Origin of the sequence: Synechococcus sp. O70.2, assembly GCF_047462135.1 — a bacterium.
GTDB lineage: Bacteria > Cyanobacteriota > Cyanobacteriia > Thermostichales > Thermostichaceae > Thermostichus.
The window spans coordinates 186432-203409 of record NZ_JANSIS010000001.1; the positions used below are offsets into that span (position 1 = coordinate 186432).

The 16978-nt window shown below is 62.2% G+C and carries 15 protein-coding genes; 4 read left to right on the forward strand and 11 right to left on the reverse strand.

Going from position 1 to position 16978, the window contains the following annotated elements; genetic code table 11:
* Positions 1-12: 12 nt before the first annotated feature.
* Entirely contained in the window at positions 13-1092 is a 1080-nt protein-coding gene (fba, locus tag NW812_RS00855) for a class II fructose-bisphosphate aldolase (protein ID WP_414393205.1), read from the reverse strand.
* Positions 1093-1416: 324 nt separating this feature from the next.
* Between fba and NW812_RS00860 the strand changes: the two genes are divergently transcribed.
* The 4 genes from NW812_RS00860 to NW812_RS00875 all read left to right on the forward strand — a co-directional run bounded on the left by NW812_RS00860 (position 1417) and on the right by NW812_RS00875 (position 8037).
* Entirely contained in the window at positions 1417-2013 is a 597-nt protein-coding gene (locus tag NW812_RS00860; RefSeq protein ID WP_414393207.1) for a hypothetical protein, read from the forward strand.
* A gap of 11 nt (positions 2014-2024) precedes the next feature.
* A complete protein-coding gene (locus NW812_RS00865) occupies positions 2025-4190 on the forward strand; it encodes a fused MFS/spermidine synthase (protein ID WP_414393209.1) in 2166 nt (721 codons plus the stop codon).
* Positions 4191-4306: 116 nt separating this feature from the next.
* A complete protein-coding gene (locus tag NW812_RS00870; protein ID WP_414393211.1) occupies positions 4307-4930 on the forward strand; it encodes an NADPH-dependent FMN reductase in 624 nt (207 codons plus the stop codon).
* A gap of 170 nt (positions 4931-5100) precedes the next feature.
* A complete protein-coding gene (locus NW812_RS00875; RefSeq protein ID WP_414393213.1) occupies positions 5101-8037 on the forward strand; it encodes a GAF domain-containing protein in 2937 nt (978 codons plus the stop codon).
* On the opposite strand, the gene NW812_RS00880 is transcribed toward NW812_RS00875, so the two are convergent.
* The 10 genes from NW812_RS00880 to NW812_RS00925 all read right to left on the reverse strand — a co-directional run bounded on the left by NW812_RS00880 (position 7975) and on the right by NW812_RS00925 (position 16927).
* A complete protein-coding gene (locus NW812_RS00880; protein WP_414393214.1) occupies positions 7975-8931 on the reverse strand; it encodes an energy-coupling factor transporter transmembrane component T family protein in 957 nt (318 codons plus the stop codon). The genes NW812_RS00875 and NW812_RS00880 overlap by 63 nt on opposite strands.
* A gap of 55 nt (positions 8932-8986) precedes the next feature.
* The gene (locus tag NW812_RS00885; protein ID WP_414393216.1) at positions 8987-10915 is read right to left on the reverse strand and encodes an SH3 domain-containing protein; all 1929 of its coding nucleotides are present in this window, start codon (positions 10913-10915) and stop codon (positions 8987-8989) included.
* A 168-nt stretch (positions 10916-11083) separates the two neighbouring features.
* Positions 11084-12124: a hypothetical protein gene (locus NW812_RS00890; RefSeq protein ID WP_414393217.1), complete on the reverse strand. Its 1041-nt coding sequence runs from the start codon at positions 12122-12124 to the stop codon at positions 11084-11086.
* Positions 12121-12684 (reverse strand): hypothetical protein, encoded by a 564-nt coding sequence (locus NW812_RS00895; RefSeq protein WP_414393219.1) that lies wholly within the window; start codon positions 12682-12684, stop codon positions 12121-12123. The genes NW812_RS00890 and NW812_RS00895 overlap by 4 nt, the downstream gene beginning before the upstream one ends.
* 11 nt (positions 12685-12695) lie before the next feature.
* Entirely contained in the window at positions 12696-13394 is a 699-nt protein-coding gene (gene pyrF / locus NW812_RS00900; protein WP_414393221.1) for an orotidine-5'-phosphate decarboxylase, read from the reverse strand.
* A gap of 20 nt (positions 13395-13414) precedes the next feature.
* On the reverse strand, positions 13415-13837 hold the full coding sequence (locus tag NW812_RS00905; protein ID WP_414393222.1) for a DUF6464 family protein: 423 nt from the start codon (positions 13835-13837) through the stop codon (positions 13415-13417).
* A 312-nt stretch (positions 13838-14149) separates the two neighbouring features.
* The gene (locus NW812_RS00910; RefSeq protein WP_414393223.1) at positions 14150-14974 is read right to left on the reverse strand and encodes a polyphenol oxidase family protein; all 825 of its coding nucleotides are present in this window, start codon (positions 14972-14974) and stop codon (positions 14150-14152) included.
* Positions 14971-15378, reverse strand: coding sequence for a DUF3119 family protein (locus NW812_RS00915; RefSeq protein ID WP_414393224.1), 408 nt, complete (start codon positions 15376-15378; stop codon positions 14971-14973). Before NW812_RS00915 ends, NW812_RS00910 begins: the two co-directional genes overlap by 4 nt.
* 70 nt (positions 15379-15448) lie before the next feature.
* Entirely contained in the window at positions 15449-16681 is a 1233-nt protein-coding gene (locus NW812_RS00920; protein WP_414393226.1) for a hypothetical protein, read from the reverse strand.
* A gap of 54 nt (positions 16682-16735) precedes the next feature.
* Entirely contained in the window at positions 16736-16927 is a 192-nt protein-coding gene (locus NW812_RS00925) for a hypothetical protein (RefSeq protein ID WP_414393228.1), read from the reverse strand.
* Between the last annotated feature and the right edge of the window lie 51 nt (positions 16928-16978).

Genomic DNA, 16978 nt, shown 5'->3' on the forward strand with positions numbered 1-16978 from the left:
CAAGCGAGATCCCTAGACCACAGCGGTCTTCTTCACCTGAGCCGACAGAGCGCCGGAGGCGTACTTAGCCGCCATCTCATCTAAGGTAACGACAGGAATTTTGGTGCCGTGACCGGCGCAGCCAAAGGCAATGTAGCGCTCGGCGCACACCTTTTGCATTTCCTTGATGGAAGGCTTGAGGAAAGAGCGGGGATCAAAGTCTTTCGGGTTCTCGGCCAGCGCGCGGCGCACAGCAGCCGTAATCGCTAGGCGGTTGTCCGTGTCGATGTTAATTTTGCGCACCCCATTTTTGATGGCCCGCTGGATTTCTTCAATGGGCACACCGTAGGTTTCGGGGATAGAGCCGCCGTACTGGTTGATGATGTCAATGAGCTCTTTAGGCACCGAGGAGGAGCCATGCATCACCAAGTGAGTGTTGGGCAGACGGCGGTGGATCTCCGCAATGCGATCGATGTCCAGGATGTCCCCTGTAGGCCGGCGGGAGAACTTGTAAGCGCCGTGGCTGGTGCCGATGGCTACGGCCAGCGCATCCACCTGGGTTTGCTCCACAAAGTCCACCGCCTGATCCGGGTCGGTAAGCAGTTGGTCGCGGCTAAGAGCCCCTTCGGCGCCGTGGCCGTCTTCCGCCTCGCCGCGGCCCGTCTCTAGTGACCCCAGGCAGCCCAGTTCCCCTTCCACCGTCACGCCAACCGCGTGGGCCACCTTCACCACCTCAGCAGTAACGGCTACGTTGTACTCATAGCTGGCCGGGGTTTTGGCATCTTCTTTGAGGGAGCCATCCATCATGACGCTGGTGAAGCCATTGCGGATGGCAGAGTAGCAGGTGGCGGGGCTGTTGCCATGGTCTTGGTGCATGGCCACGGGGATGTGGGGATAGGTTTCCACCGCCGCCAGGATCAGGTGGCGCAAAAAGTGTTCGCCCGCATACTTGCGCGCCCCTCGAGAGGCTTGCAGGATGACTGGACTGTTGGTTTCATGGGCAGCCTGCATGATTGCTTGGATCTGCTCCATGTTGTTGACGTTGAAAGCTGGAATGCCGTAGTCATGTTCGGCGGCATGATCCAGCAGGATGCGCATGGGAACAAGAGCCATCGCTTACCTCCTGAGGTGCTGACTCGATGCGTTTGAGATTTGCTTACTGTTAATCCTAAGGTATCTTTTACGTTTTGCGGGACAAGATCCCGGGATTTGGGGATCTCGCTGAACAATCCCTGCCACTGTTGGCTGCAATGCCCACGCTTAGGCGCACCAGGCGGCCTGAGAGCCCCAGATACACTGGAGGAGTATTGCTTGACATTTTGCTTGCGTTCGCTTGTGCGGAGGCGTGAGAAAGTGGACTTCAAGCCATGGCGGGTCTTGGGTGCCAAGCAAGGTAGGAAACTCGCCAGTCGAGATCCAAATCGCAGAAAACGGCGTTTGGCTTTGGGGGTAGGCTGGGCCCTCACCTGCTGGTCAGTGGGCCTTTCGGCAGTAGCTTGGGGGATCCCTGGGCAAGCGCCAAGTCAGGTGGCTAGCTGGGTAAAAGACAACCCGGTGCTGCGGCCCCGTCCAGGCGAGACGTTAAACATCCATCGGGTGGAGCCGGATGGATCCCGGTTTACTTTCTTGGCCTCAGTCGCCCCACCAGGCCGGATCATCAACCCCCTGGATCGGGAGACGATCCGCTCGGAACGGATGACCTTTTTTCGCCCACAAGGGCTGACGGCAGAGGATCTCTTTCGAGCTATTCGCGAGGTCTATGGCCCGGAGATCGCCGCCGATTTGGATCAGGCAGTGGAGGTCATCCGCTACCCGGCCCCTGCGGCCCTGGCTGGCAATCCCGGCTATAGCCTTGCCTTGGCCACGCAAGGCGTGGTGCTGCGGGGAAAGCAATTGGTGTATTGGCTAGAGCTGACGCAAAACCCCGATGGCCGCGTGCAGCAAGGGCAAGTGTGGGTGTTCCAAGAAGAATGGCTGCCTAAGGTAGAAGAGGAGCTGAGGCAGCGCTTCCCCTTGCAAGTCAAGGCCCGCTGAAGGGAGCGGCGGTGGTCTGGCTGGTTGGCTTTACGTTGTTTGCCAGCGCTTTCTGCCTCTTTTGGGGGCAGTTGTTGGTGGGCAAGTTGCTGCTGCCGCTGTGGGGAGGATCCCCCCTGGTGTGGGATACCTGCCTGGCCTTTTTCCAGCTTGTCCTGCTATTGGGCTACCTGTGGGCGGATTGGCTGGGGCGGGGCCGCTATCCCGAGCTGGGCGTACTGATCCACGGGATCCTCATGCTGGCGGGGCTTAAGTTTTTGCCTTTTGAGTTCAGGAGCCACCCGCAGCCGGAGGAGGCCTTTCCTCCCCTAGCCCTCTTGGCCAACTTGGCAGTCGGAGCAGGGGTGCCGCTATTGCTCCTCTCGGGGACGTCGCCACTGCTGCAACGGGGGCTGGGCAAGAGTAAGAGGGATCCCTACGGACTCTATGGAGCCAGCAATGCCGGCAGCTTGGCGGGACTGCTGGGTTATCCACTGCTCTTGGAGCCGCGGCTGTCTTTGGCTGAGCAAACCCATCTCTGGAGGGGAGCCTATGCGTTGGTGGCCGGACTGGTGCTCCTGGGCGGGGTGGGGCTGCTGCTAAAAAGACAGGGGACAGATCCCTCTGCCCTAGGGGAGCCAGTCGCAATCGGCAGGGCGGAGCCTAGCTTCTGGGGGAAGGGCTGGCGCTGGGCTGGCTGGGCCTTCTTACCGGCGGGTTTGGTGGTGGCAGTCACCACCCTCCTGACCACCGATGTGGCGGCGGTGCCCTTGCTGTGGGCCATCCCCCTGAGCATTTACCTGGTGACCTTCATGCTGGCCTTCGGCGGCATCCATCCCAACGAGTTGGCTTTGGGAACGACAGCTCTGCTGGCCTGCGGGGCGGTGGGGGCGCAGGTCGTGGGCTGGGTGAGGCCTTGGTTTGCGGTGTTGCCTCTACATCTAGGGGCTTTTGGCTTGGTGAGCTGGGCCTGCCACAGCCAGTTGGTCCGCTGTCGGCCGCCAGCCCAGCAGTTGACCCGGTTTTACCTGTGGCTGGCTTTGGGAGGGAGCTTGGGGGGCCTGTTTGCCGCTTTGCTAGCACCCCAGGTGTTTGAGGCGGTGCTGGAGTATCCACTCCTCCTGAGCCTGGCGCTGGCAGCCTTGGCGCCCCAGGGAGGACGGTTGGGCCTAGGGCTGGGGTTGGGGTTGCTCCTGCCCCTTTTGCTGGTGCACTTTCGTTTCCAGGCGCTCTTTCACCTTGGAGCAGCCGTAGGGCTGGGCTTGGGCTGGGCGGTGCTGGCCCTAGGGAGAGAAGGCAGGAGGGGATGGCCGCGCCGCCTAGGGGTGACCATGGGCTTGGTTTTGCTGCTGGGACAGCTCTGGCTGCCACCGGGGCTGCAGGTGGTAGCCAGCGAGCGCAGTGTCTTCGGCCTCCATCGCCTTGTGGAGTACCGCAACGAGGCGGGATCCTTCCGCAGCCTCCTGCACGGCACCACGCTGCACGGCAGCCAAAACCTGGATCCCCAGAAAGCCTTGGAGCCGCTCACCTATTTTTCCCGCCCAGGGCCGGTGGGCCAGGCGCTCCAGCGGTGGCGGGCGCAGCTAGGCTCTTCTCCGGCTCAGGTTGCGGTGTTGGGGCTGGGGATCGGCACCTTGGCCGCCTACGCCGAGCCGGGGGATGAGTGGACCTTTTTCGAGCTGGATCCCACCGTGGCCAACTGGGCAGGCCGCTACTTTGCTTACCTCGACTGGGCCAGCCAGCGGGCGCGGGTGCGGGTGATTCTGGGCGATGCCCGCCTCCGCCTGCAAGGGATCCCCGATGGCAGCTATGACCTACTGGTGATGGATGCCTTTAGCTCTGACGCTGTGCCCCTGCATCTGCTCACCCAGGAGGCCCTGACCCTCTACCTCAGCAAGCTTAAGCCCCAGGGCTGGCTACTTTTTAACATCACCCACCGCCACCTCAACTTGGCGCCAGTGTTGGCTGCCTTGGCCAGAGAATTGCAGCTTTCCGCCTGGCATCAAGCCCAGGAAGATCTCACCGCTGCCCAGCGCCAGGCGGGGCTGGCCCCTTCCCATTGGGTGCTGATGGCCAGAGGTTCCCTTGCTTTGCAGAGTTCCGACGGGGATCCCTGGCAGCCCCTTCTGCCCCAAGCCGGGGATCCCCTCTGGCGGGACGATTTTTCCAACCTGCTGCAGGTGCTCCGCTGGTCCTAGAGCTCTTGGTCTAGGAGGGGTGGAATTGGCAGAAATCGGGGAGGGACCACAGGACAGAGTTAGTATGAGTTATGATTGTTTGCAGCGTAACTGATATCTATCCGTGAGCACGGCTTATGTCTTCTTCAACTGGGCAAGCCCCCACCGCCGACTCTCAAACCGTCCTGGCCGCGGCCTCTGCACCTTGCTTCGTGGCCATTGGTGGCAGCCTGCGGCCCAACTCCCTGACCTATCGGGCCCTGGAGGTAGTGCGGCGCGAGTTCGAGAAGCTGGGGATACCGCTGCACCTTCTTGATTTGCGGCAGATGAAGTTGCCCTTTGCCGATGGTTCGGAATCCTACCCCGACTATCCCGATGTGGAGGTTTTGCGGGCAACGATGAAGCAGGCCGATGGGATCATTCTGGCCAGCCCGGAGTACCACGGCAGCATCAGCGGCAGCCTGAAGAATGCTTTGGATCTGCTGAGCTTTGAGCACTTGGAGGGCAAGGTCTTTGGGCTCATCAGTGTCTTGGGCGGCGAGAGCAACAGCGACACCCTTAACCAAATGCGCCTGATTGTGCGGTGGCTGCACGGTTGGGCGATCCCAGAGCAAATTGCCATCGGGCGGGCTTGGAGTGCCTTCGATGAGCAGGGCAACCTCAGGGACGAAAACCTGCGGCAGCGCTTCCAGCGCTTTGTGCAAAGTCTGGTAACCAATACGTCCAAATTGCGCGGGATCCCTCTCGTAACCAGGCAGTGAGGACTGCAAGTTAGCTCTGCTGACCCTCTCCCCCTAGGAGGGACAATACCCTGCAGGGGCATCTCCAACTGCCTTGGAAATGTTGGCTTCCAAGAAACAGCAGGGTTAAGGTGAGCCAAGAGGTGGCTGGGCCTGCTTTCCCTCAAACCTGCCCAGCCAATGCTTGAACTATGGTTCAGTCTGTTTCTCCTCACTCTAGTGGAGGGGGGGCAGTCTCTCCGCTAGTGGCCCTACAGGCAACCTTGCAGCAGATGCGGGAGCAGACCGACGCTAAGGCCCTGATTCAGCTCACGCTGGAGTATGTCAAGGCAGTGTTTGGGGCGCCGCTAATTTGGCTAGCCCTCTACGACCCTGCCAATCACCAGTTGGTGGGCCAAGGTGGCGTGACCCTGCGAGAGGAGGATCGACCTCTCTTGCAAGCTGCGTATCCCCTACAGCCGGGGGAGATCCTCGAGCAGGTAGTGTTCGAGCAGCGGCCCATCAGCGTGCCCGACCTTTCCCAGGAGCCGCGCATGGGTCTTTGGCAGCGAGAAGCCAAGCGGCTGGGCGGGATCCAAGGCTGCTTCATCTACCCCTTCTCTACGGTAGGGCGGCGGCGCTGCCTGGGGATCCTGATGCTGGGATCCCAACTGTGGGGCGCTACTACCCACGAGGAGGAAAAGGCGCTCCTGGGGATTTTGCTGGGGCAGTTGGCAGCCTCTTTGCAGAAGCTGGAAGATGCCTGGAAACGGCAGGCCGAAAAGCGCTTTGAAGAGTCGCTCCTGAGATTGGGGGCGGCGATGTGCCAGGCGGGATCCTTGCAAGAACGGGTTAGCCTGGTTACCCAGGAGCTGCAGTCCTGCTTGGGCGCCGTTCACATCCAGGTGTACTGGCACAAGCCCAGGGAGGGACGGTTTGTTCCCCATGAAAGCGCCGCTAGGCCTACTCCTGCCCCCACTGCCAGAGGAACCAAAGCCGGGGTAATCCCGATGGGAGAGGGCAGCCTTGCGCTCCGGGAATTGGGAAACCTGTACTCCTCTCTTGCTGCAGGCCAGGTGGTGGTGGGCGACCTGGAGACAACCCGCGCCGAGGTTCCCCTCAAGTTGATGCAGCAGTGGCGAGCGCAGTCGGCTTTGGCCGCCCCAATCCGGCTGCAGCAGGAGCTGCTGGGGTTTATCTGGGTGCAGTCGGAGGTGCCCCGTACCTGGCAAGCTGCCGAGCGCCAGTTGGTGGCCGCTGCCGCCCATGGGCTGGCCTTGGCCACTCCTCTGGAAAATCTGGATCGTCGCCTCCGCCAGTTGGCCGACGACCAGGAGTTCGTGCATCAGGTAGGCCAGGCCCTCTCCAACCCGGCCCAGCTGCAGCGGGCTCTCCAGCAAGCGGTGGTTGGCCTGGGCCAGCGCCTGCAAGCCGCCGCGGTAGCGGTGTTGACGCTGGATCCCAACCAACCTATCCCCCGCCTCTTCTACGAGTACCGCAGCGAGGGCCAGCAGGCTTTGCCGCAGCAGTTTAGCCCCCTAAGCGAGCAAGATTGGCAGGATCTGTTGCGCAGCGAGGTGGTGGTGGCAGAAAACTACGACCAAGATCTGCGCCTGCTCTCCTGGCGGCAGGAACTGGCCCCTCTGGGGGTGCGTTCCCTCATGCTCACCCACACGGAAGTCGGCGGCTCTGCCACCCCCCCTGCTCTTCCGCAAGGGCTGATCCTCGTGCTCCATCCCCAGCGGCGGGCCTGGAGCCGGGAAGAACGGCAACTGCTGCGCGGGATCGCCCAACCCGTAGGCCTGATCCTGAGGCAAATCCAACTGGAACAGCGGCGGCAACGGCAAGAGCAACTGTTCAACGGCCTGGTTGCTGCCTGTCTGACGCTGCAGAACCTGACTACCCTGCCGGAGCTCTACGCCGCCACCGTCCAACAGACGGCCCAAGCGTTGGGGATCCCCTTGGCGCTGGTGGTTAGTTGGCAGCCAGGGGAGAGCCGGGCCCGCTTGCAGCCGCCTTTTGCCGCCGCCCCCGCGTTTTACCCCACCGGCCCCACTGAGATCGATCGCCAGGATCCCTTGCTGACCCGTGCGCTGCAGGCAAGAGGACCCCTCCAGCTTTCCCAAGACCAGATCCCAGCTGCCAGCCGCACCTGGTTGAACTCGACGGGCCTGGGATCCTGGCTGCTGCTGCCGCTGGGCGAGGGCGGCCCCGAGACTGGCGACTCCCCTGGTCTGGAGCCACTGGGGGTTTTGATCTTGGGAGCAGAGGCAGACAAGGTTTGGGAGCCGGAGGAGCAGGCGGCAGCGACAGTGATTGCCCAAACCTGCGGCTGGACGCTGCGGCGCTTGCTTTGGGTACAAACGCTGCAGGAGCGGCAGGAGGTACTCAGCGAGCTGAACTGGTACAAGCACCGCCGCCTGCTGGATCTGCAAAACGCCCTGCTGGACAGCCTGCGCCGCCTAGGCCAGGTGCCAGCAACGCCAGGAGACGAGGCCACGCGCTGGCAAAAGGTGGTGGAAATTGCCAGAGGGCTGCGGGATCTGGCCGCCTCCGTGGAGCCCTTGTTGCAGGCAGAAACCTGGCAGGCGCAGCCGCAGTTGCAGTCGCTGTCTGTGGCTACTTTGGTGCGCAAGAGCCTGCGCCGGCTGGAGGGTCTGGCCCAGAAACGCAAGCTGTGGCCGCGCGCCCACGGCGACCTGAGCCTTACCGTCTGGGGGGATCCCGGACGCCTGGAGATGGTCCTCTGGGAGGTGCTGGTTGCCGCTGCTTTGCGCAGCCCGGAGGGGGGGCGGCTGGATCTGTGGAGCCGGGTCGCCGTTGGCGAGAGCGGTGCGGAGCACTCTGGCTATGCAGAACTGCTGGTGGTGGATCAGGGCCGCTTTGATCCCCACCTGCTGGCAGCCCTGCAAGGGGATCCCCGGCAGGTCGTCTCTGCCGATCCCTTGTTCCAGTCCCCGCTAGCGGCCAGCCCCGGCTGGGAGCTTAGCCTTTGCCAGCGGATTGTGCAGCGCCTGGGAGGGCAGCTGTCTTTCTACCTCTCCTCTGATGGGCGCTCGGTTTCCCAGCTGCTCCTGCCGCTATCTTTAGGGCGACAAAGCTCTCAGCAGCCAAAACAGGGGCAGGAGGGCCAGCGCTCCTCGATCTAGCCGCCGTAGCTGCAGACGGTGCCAGCGCAGAGGATGGTCGGGACCAGTTAGCCCTCGAGCTTGCATGGCCGCCGCTATCTCCTGCGCTCGCAGGAGCAGGTTTTCAAAAAAGCGCTCCACCAAAGCCAGAAGGGTTTGCATTCCACCCCGAAAGCTGAGGGATCCCCAGCGCACATCGCGGGTGCGCACCGCCCGCACCAAGTTCTGGACTTCCTCCATCACCAGCGGCAGGAAGCGGAGGGCCAAGGTGAGGGTGAGAATCACCTCGGCAACCGGCCAGCCCCAGCGCTGGAGAGGCTGTAACAGCCGGGCAATCCCCGCCGTAATTTCCTCGGGGGCGGTGGTCAGCAAGAACAAATTGGTGGCATAGAGCAGGGTAAAGATGAGGGTACCCAGCCGCAGAGCTACAGAGAGGGAACGCCGCGAGACTTGAAACGTTCGCCCTAGCAGGGAAACCTGCAGCAAACGGTAGCGGTAGGGAACTGGCCAGGCACGGGTTTGCTGCTGCCAGGCCTGGCTGGCCGCTGCCCTCTCCTTCACCTCCAGGTTGGAGTTGGAGATAAGTCCATAGCCCACCACCTGCGCATCCTGCCGCTGCGGCTGGGGGAAGACCCCTAAGCCATCGGGGGCGAAGCTGGTGATCCCAAAAGCAAGCAGGCTGAGGGCCAACACCAGCGAAAGCTGGCCCGACCAGACCCGGCGGGGCAGACGGGCTGCTACCGTCAAGAGCAGGAGAACCGCCACCACGGCCAGCCGCCAGCCACTGCTGGCCAAAATTGGGCTGAGGAGAAAGCTAAGCAACCAGGCCAACTTCACCCGCGGGTCAAGACAGTGCAGCCAGGTGCGCGGCTCTTCCAGATAGATCCCTAGCGGGGCATTGCGCAGAATATCCACCACCGGAAAGCGGGAAACAAGCTATTGCCTGGGCAAGGCAAATGGCAGAAAAGGCTTAGAGTCGCTCGACCAAGCGAGTTGAGCCCGATTGAGCGGCAATCCACCCTCCTGGCGCCCCCTCTTGCTCAACGCGCAACCAGACAGGTACCTGTCCTTCACCTACTCGCACCTCTACCACCCGCAGTAAAGCTTGGCGGGGGGCCGTCCCGACAATGGCTCCGCTTAGGCTAGGCTGCTGGCGGATATTGATGCCATCGTTGGAGATCACCCGCACCCGTTGGACTCCTTGCCACTCAGCCAGGGGGCCAATCAACTCAGGCTCAGGCGAGGGCTTGGCCTGATCCGAATTCTCAAGAGTAACCGGTGGCTGCTCCAGTTGCACCTGGGGCTGTTCCAGCGGCGGTGGTGGGGTGAACAGGCTGCGCAGTATCTGCCAGCTAACCACGAGGGAGAGAATGCCCCCGCCGACCACGGCAGCCAAGCGGAGGTGGAAGGAAGGAGCAGGAGGCTCAGGCCGACTTCGTCTAGAACCCAAGTGGCTGCGGTGGTGACGCTCCACCTCCTGCAGCCCCCTCTTGTAGGCCTGAAGGCTCCCTTCTGATGGGGGAGAGCTGGCTGGCTCCCCGTCCCATGGAGCAGGCCACTTGGGCAAGTGCGACGGCTCTTGGGAAACTCCCTGCGGGAAGGGAGCAGGCGGGTGATTAGCACCCCCAGCAGCGGGCGGTTGGGATAGAGGCAGGGTAGGAGGTGGAGATAGGGTACCTGCTGGCGAGCTCTCGCGGCTAGGCATCTCGTCCAGGTAAGCCTGCACCTGAGGGTTGTCGAAGTAGGTTTTCAGGCTAGCCTGGGCAGGATCCAAGGCGTAAAACTCTGGGAATACCTCATCCTGGAACCACTTTTCCGTAAAGCGACAGAGGCCTGGCAATTGATCCGGGGATCCGGCAGAGTGCTCCTCAATAAACTGCAAGGCTTCGGTTTCCTGACTGGCGCGTAGGTGACTAAGGGCTTCTTCAGTTTGCCCCAACAACAAGCTGCAGATAGCTTGCTCCAGATGCACATCTTGCCGCTGGGCGAGGCGAATCAGGTAGCCGCGCGCCCGCCGCACTAGAGCTGGCCGTTTCTCCACGTAGCCCGCTGTCAGCAGCACCTGCGCAGCCAAGTAGGCAGCGACCAAGGAAGGGCGCTCCGCCTCTTGCTCAAAAAGCTCCTGCTGTTCTTGTAGGGTGAGGTAGCGGCGCACGCGCTGGATGAAGCGTAAGAAATCTTCCGTACTCAAGCCAGAGCCATCTTGCCCACCGCCCTCAATGCCGCCCCGCTCGTCGAGCATGGCCTTGAGGAGAGCCAGCCCCTGCTGCCGCGCCAGGGCAGGAGCTGCAGCTACTCCTTTGCCCATGACAGCTGGGGCATTGGGGTCAAGGAGCTGCAAAATGCGGTAGGGGCGCAGCTTGCCCAGGTCGATGCGGAGCTCTGCCTGGAGCTGAGGAAAAGCCTGACACTCCTCCAGTTCGGCCAAGCCTGTCTGCAAAGAGTGCGCGGCTTCTTCATAGGCTCCTTGTCGCCAGGCTTCCCGGCCTAGCTCTAAACGGGCCACGGCCCGCCCCAAAATGGCATCAGAACGGGCGGGGTGTCCTTGATCAAGCATTTGCTGAGCCAAGCTTAAAGCCGCTGGGTACTCTCCAACTTCACAGCACAGGCACAGCACTCCCGGCAGAAGGGCCTCGTCCACCGTCAGGGTGGGATGCGCTAGGGTTAGGTGTTCGTCGTAGCTGCGCCGTGCCTCAGGGTCGAGCAGCACAGAAGCGGCCTCCTGGACAAGCTGGGCACGAGCCTCCACGGCCTGCGGCGAGAACCCCACCAGCCAAGAACGTTCGCCTGGCCTGAGCTCGCGGCGCTCTTGGTAAGCCTGTTCGATCTGATGCTTGTCTGCCCGTGGCGACAGCATCAAGATTCGGTAGTAGTCGAGGGGCACCCGCACCGTCATCATCTCTTACGTTGTTCTCCTGCTTGGGTCGTCGAGGTGGCGTTTTTGAACACCTGACCCGCCTCGACCTTAACTGTAGTCCTTTTCCTTAACAAAAGGGATCCCCCTGGAAAGCTGGGGCAAGAGGCTGATCAACCCCTCAGCGCTTTGGTTTGGAGCTGGGATCGTGCCCTAGGCCAACGCTTGCCACGACAGCAAGAACGAGCTGACCAAAAGCAGGGATCCCAACAGCCGCCGCCAGCCCCTCCAAGGAATCTCCGCCAAGACACCGCCAGCGCTCAGGCACAAGAAGGGCAGGGCCACTAGGCCCCAGCGGGCGCTTTGTTGTAGGAGGTACAGGGGCGGATCCCCCCGACCCTCCAGCCAAGTTGCTAGCAGGCCCATCCAGAGGGCATGGCCCAAGCCGGCCAGGCTGAGCAAAGTTTGTTGGCGTTCTTCCCAAGGCCAGCCCAGCCGCACCAAGGCTAGCCCTAGGGGCAACATCAAAGTAGCTAGCGTAGGCAGGCCAGTTGGGCCGCTGAGCGAAGGAGAGAGGGTCTCTGTTCCCCGGAAGCGATCCCCAAGCCCCTCCGCTCGCCCGAGCCAGGAGAGGCCCATCACCAACAGCAGCAAGGCTGATCCCTGCAACCCTTGCCGCGGCCGGTGTTGGCTAATCCACAGCAGCGCCCAGAGCAAGGCCAAGGGCCAAACTCGGTAGCTCAGCCCACAGGCCAGCGCCAACCCCTCCCAGCGCAGGCGGGATCCCGGCCTAATGCCGCTGCTAGTTAGTAAGACCAGGAGAGCGAGGATCTCGCTGCTCGGCTCCAACCCCTGGGTCAGCACCCAGGGGCTAAGCCCCCACAGGCCAGCGCTCCAGAAATTGCCCCAGCTCCAACACAACAGTAGGATGGCCAGACAGGCTAGGGTCGACAAGGTTGCCAGCAGTCCTTGCGGCGGGATCCCGCTTTTTTGCCCTAGCCAAGGCAAAAGTTTCTCTGCCAGCCAGTGGTAGAGGGGGAGTTCCAGCGGAGCAAGGGATCCCCCAGAGCTACTGGCAGGCAAAACGCGCCACCACGCTTCCTGAGCCGGTTCTGCTAGAAGGCGAAGCCGTTGCCCAAAGAGCAGTCCTACTCCCCCGCACAGCAGGCAGGGGCCTATCCAACTCAGCTTGGCCGGCTGCCGGCGCCGGAGTAGCCGTTTGCCCTGAGGAGGCATGGCGGGAGGAAACCTCACGGAGAAGAGGGCCTAGTCAACTCTAGATCGCCTGCTGAGGGACACCCCGACTGCTGCCAACGGCGGATAGCTTGGGCGGTGAGCCCGTTTGTAACGTCGCGAACGGGGATCCCGGCTCCAGTTACTCGGAGGCGCACCAACTGCCAGGGATCTCCTGGTTTATCCCGCAATACACAGGCCTCATAGGCCAGATGCAGGGTTTCGCTGCGCCGTCCCGCTAGAGGGTTGTCCGGCTGCGGCGGCTGCCGAGGGAGAACCAAGCGGCGCTCCAGCGTGGTGAAGTAGAGGCAAAAGCCCTGGGCAGTGGAAGCGGCTGGGCTATCCGCCAACTCCTTGGCAGCAAGAGGCTCGACCTGCGGCTGACCCACGAGTACCACCTGAAACTCTGAGCGGGAGCGGCTCAGGGCTAAATTGAGAAACAAAGGCAACTGGGCCGTCAGGGCCTCAGACCAAGTGTGGGGATCGCTGGCACAGACTTCTCCCCTGGCTAGTGTAGGAGCGAGGCCGGACAGTCCCAAAACCACTGCTAGAGCGGCTCCCCGCCTGCCTCCCAACGCCATTTCCCCAACCCTCAGCCCGCAGTCTCCACCAGCGCCTGAAAGCGCTGCCAGGCTGCCAGAGGATCGGCAGCTGCCGTGATGGGGCGACCCACCACCAGATAGTCCGCCCCCGCCTGCAGAGCTGTTGCAGGGCTACAAACCCGCCGCTGGTCGTCCCCCGCCTCTGGATCCCCCAGTCGGATCCCTGGGGTTACCAGCAGAACCTTCGGCCCCAGAGCTTGGCGCAGCCGCCCCACCTCCTGAGGAGAACAGACCAGCCCCGTCAAGCCCTGTTCCAAGGCCAGCTGGGCCAACTGCAACACATAGTCGCCGGGATCCCGCTCGATGCCCAGCTCCCGCCGCACCTGTTCAGGGCCAAGGCTGGTTAAAAGGGTAACTGCTAACAGCCGACAGGAACTGCCCTGGACGGCCGTTGCGGCTGAGTGCAACATGGCGCTCCCGCCGGCCGCATGGACGGTCAGCAAATCCACCCCATGGCCAACGGCTACTCGAACTGCCCGCCCCACTGTGCGGGGAATGTCGTGCAGCTTGAGGTCCAAGAAAATGCGCTTGCCCCGCTCCTTCAGGGCTTGCAGAATTGGAGGGCCAACTGCCGTAAACAGCTCCAGGCCCACCTTCCACCACTGCACTTGGGGTAAACGCTCCACCCACTCCAGCGCCTCCTCAAGGGAGGAGGTATCTAGAGCAACAATAAGGCGGCTATCCTGCATAGCCCACGCCCTCAGGCCAGCTAGCGCGCAGGGCCCTCCTCCCGCGGCTCATAGTGAGGACAGCCCTTGCAAGGGCCATAGGGGTTGACGGCACAGCGCAGTTGCGGGGAAAGGGCATTGTAGCGACAGGTGGGATCCCCAATCCAGCCAGGCGGTGAAGCGATATAGTAGGTATAGACAACTACGCCCCCAAACCCCCAGGGGCTGACGAAAAAGCGGCTGGTGCTAAAGGACTGCCCCTCGGCAGGGTTAAACGCTTCCTCTGGGCGCTCGGGTTCCTCCTCCAGCCGCCAAAAGATTTCCCACTGCCTGAGGGTTTGCTCGATAGGGGTGGCCAGCTGTTCTCCCAGCTCCCTCAAGGCGGCTTCTAGAGCAGCAAGGCCTGCCTCTGCCGCCTGCCTAAAGGCTGCCACCCATTCTTCCAAGAGCTTCTCCCAATCCATTCTGCAGCGACCTGAGGGCTTCCTTTAATACCTTAGCCGCTTGCTTAGGCGATACGGCCAACTTCCTCCGGCAATTGCCCTTGCAGACATTGGCACGGGTATGCCACTTCGCCCGCCTCTGCGCCGAGGGAATGCTGGGCTCGCGACTTGAATTCTTCTCAAGGTTTAGTTGCCGTACGCTGTCGCGGTTAAGGCCTGTCACGGAGGTCTGGGCCGCGGCTTGGCCACCAACAAGCAAGAGGGACAAAACTATCCACGATAATCCCCTAAGGGCAGCGCGGCGCATCTTGGGACTGGGCAGCGGAGGGCTGTTCAATCATAGCAGCTCTCTTGGGCAGCTGGCGGCTTGTCCAAGGCCGCTTTGGGCAGCCCAATCCCCGACCACTGCACGCAACGGCGGCCCTCTTCATCCTCCAGGGATCCCTCGCGGCGATAGGAAAAGAAATCCTGGGGCTGGCCAAAGGTGCAGTGGGGACTGATGGCAATGTGCTCAGGCGGGATCCCTTGCGCTTGGGCCTGGGCAGAGTTGACCCAGCGCAGATCCAGGCGAACCTTGCCAGGGATGGGATCAGGCCAGAGGGCAAGCTGCGGATCCACGCCTGCCGGCAGCGTCTGCAGCACCTTGTCAGCCACTGCTTGGGAAACTTGGTAGGCTGGCCCGGAAATGGCTGGCCCCAGGGCAATGCGGATTTCCTCGGCAGGGATCCCCCCCCCAAGAAAGACCTGGAGCACCTTGGGCAAGATGCCGGCAGCCGTCCCCCTCCAGCCAGCGTGAACTGCTGCCACCCACCGGCGACTGGCAACCAGAATCGGCACACAGTCAGCAGTACCAACCCAGGCAGAGTCTTCTGGGCAGCGGGCAATTACGGCATCGACTGCGGGACGCTGAACCCTGCTTTCTGCTTTCCCTGCCGGGATCGTGGTGAGGGCATCGGCCCACATCCACTGACAGCCGTGGACCTGGTGGCCCCAAGCTGCCCGTTCGGGGGTCAGCCGCAGCTGCTCAGCCAGTTCAGCCGGTTGATAGAAGGAGCTGCGCCGGCACCCAAAAGCATGCGGCCAGTCTGCCAAGAGCTGACACTGCAGCCAACGCCACCCCCCTTTCTCTTGCCAAACCCAGCCCTCCGAACTGCTCATCGGCCCACGCCGCGAAAAGGGGATCTCTGGGCGTGCAGATGTCCCACGTGCTCCTCTAGGCAAAGTCGCAGCTCAACTGGGTTAAAGAGCATTGGCAGAAAGTGGATGCCTCGGCTTTCCCGGAAGAAGAAGAGAATGGGTACAGGTCGCCAGAAAATCTGCCAATCCTGCCATTCGCTGTAGGGGAACTCGCGGATGCGCCGGGAGCCGCTGTAGACTTGCAGGGCTGTGCGGGTAAAGGCCAGCCCGATAAGACAAGTCTGCACCAGCAAAAACAGGCCAAACAATCCCATGGCCAGCCCTGCCCAAAGCGAAAGCCAAAACAGCGGCACTGCCAAAACCAACACTGCCAGACTGAGGCGAAAGTCGGGGGTCAACAAGTGGGCAGAGTAGGGTTTGATCACGCCTTGCTTCTCCTCCGGATCCCAGGGCTATTCTAGCCCCTCCCAACAGCGCTCCCTGGGGTTTCCCCACCTAGTCTCCAAAGAGTTTGATGACTGGCGGCCTGGGATCGAAGACCTCGTTGGGATCCACCTGCGGCTGCCCTACCCCTTGCAGGGGATACAGAGGGCGACCCGTGTCGAATTGAAAGAGATAAATGGGCAACTGACTGCTCCCCAAAGACAAAAAGGCCATGGTATCGATCTGGGTGAGAGCATTGCGGCTGGCCGGTCGGGTGAGGTTAAAGGCGGCGATGCGGTCTTCCAAGGGGGTCTCTGCAGCAGTGCGTCTGCCCAGGCCAATTCTAAACTGCTGGTTCCCCTGCTCATCCACCCCCAAGACCTGCACATCCCCCAGCTCCAGTTGGGGCGCGCTTTCCGGCAGGCCGGCCACCACTGGCGGCGCATCCAGCGGCGGCTGCGAGGGCAAAAAGCGCAACTGCACTCCTTCCGGCAAGATGCGATAGTCCTGGTAGTCGTGCCGGATGGCAAGGGATCCCCTGAACACGCGGCGGGTCAGGCCCTCCAGCGTCCAAAACCCATAGCTCAGGTTGATGCGGGTGCTCTCCGGCAGCCAATAGCGAAGGCCTCCCTCGGGCGCGGGCACTGCCGTAAACCCCATGAGGACGTAGGCCTGTCCCCACACCCCTGACAAAAACAAGAGCACCTGCCGCGGCAGCCCCGACTCCGGATCCAGCCACAGCTCCCGCACCTGGCCTTTTTGAAGGGGTTCCAGGCGCAAGTGCTGGACAGGGGATCCCGCCAGATCCGCCCGTTCTGAGGAGAAGACGCGGTAGCGGGTGGGATCAGCCTCTAAGTGAAAGTTCACCGAGGGCAGGAGCGCTTCGGGCCGGCTCACGTACACCGAATACAGCCTGAGTAAGTCCGATTGGTTGACTGCTTCCAGTTGCCGCGAATCCAACAGGCGGACGCGATCCCCTTCGGCTACCCAAGCCTGCCAACTGCCGTCGCGGCGGCGGAGCACATCCAGGGTGGCTGTAAAGGTCTGGGATCCCTCAACCCGCACCTGCTGGCGGTACTGCAAGTTGGGCAAAGGGGGCAGTTGCTTCAAAGCAGCGTTGTAGCGCTCCAGCCAAAGCTGGGGATCCTGGTCGGAGCCTCTCGAGGAAATGAGCTCCGCTTGGGCCAAAGCCAAATCTGCTGAGGGTAAGCCAACTAGCCCCGCAAGCAAAAGCACAACCCCGCCCAGATAGCCATAGGGGGATCCCTGCCGTCGCCACCTTCTTACAGATTGCCCGGGGGGCATCAGCTCACCTTGGCCTACTTTGCTGAATGGGGAGGCTCTCTCCTGTCTCCATGCCTACTCAATGGCAATAGACTGGGGGCCTTGCGTGGAGGCAGGCGGATCCTCCACCCTCAAGCCCTGCGACTCTAGCCAACTGCGCAGCGGATCCTGCCTTACATCCAAACGCAGCAGGCCGCTGAGAAAGCCCCCGCAGAAGACAACAGGGTTGCTCAGAAAGGTCTTCCAGACCTCGTTGTGAGTAAACATAGTTGGCATCTCAAACCCTTCCCCATCCTAGCAGGGCCCACAGGGAAGAAC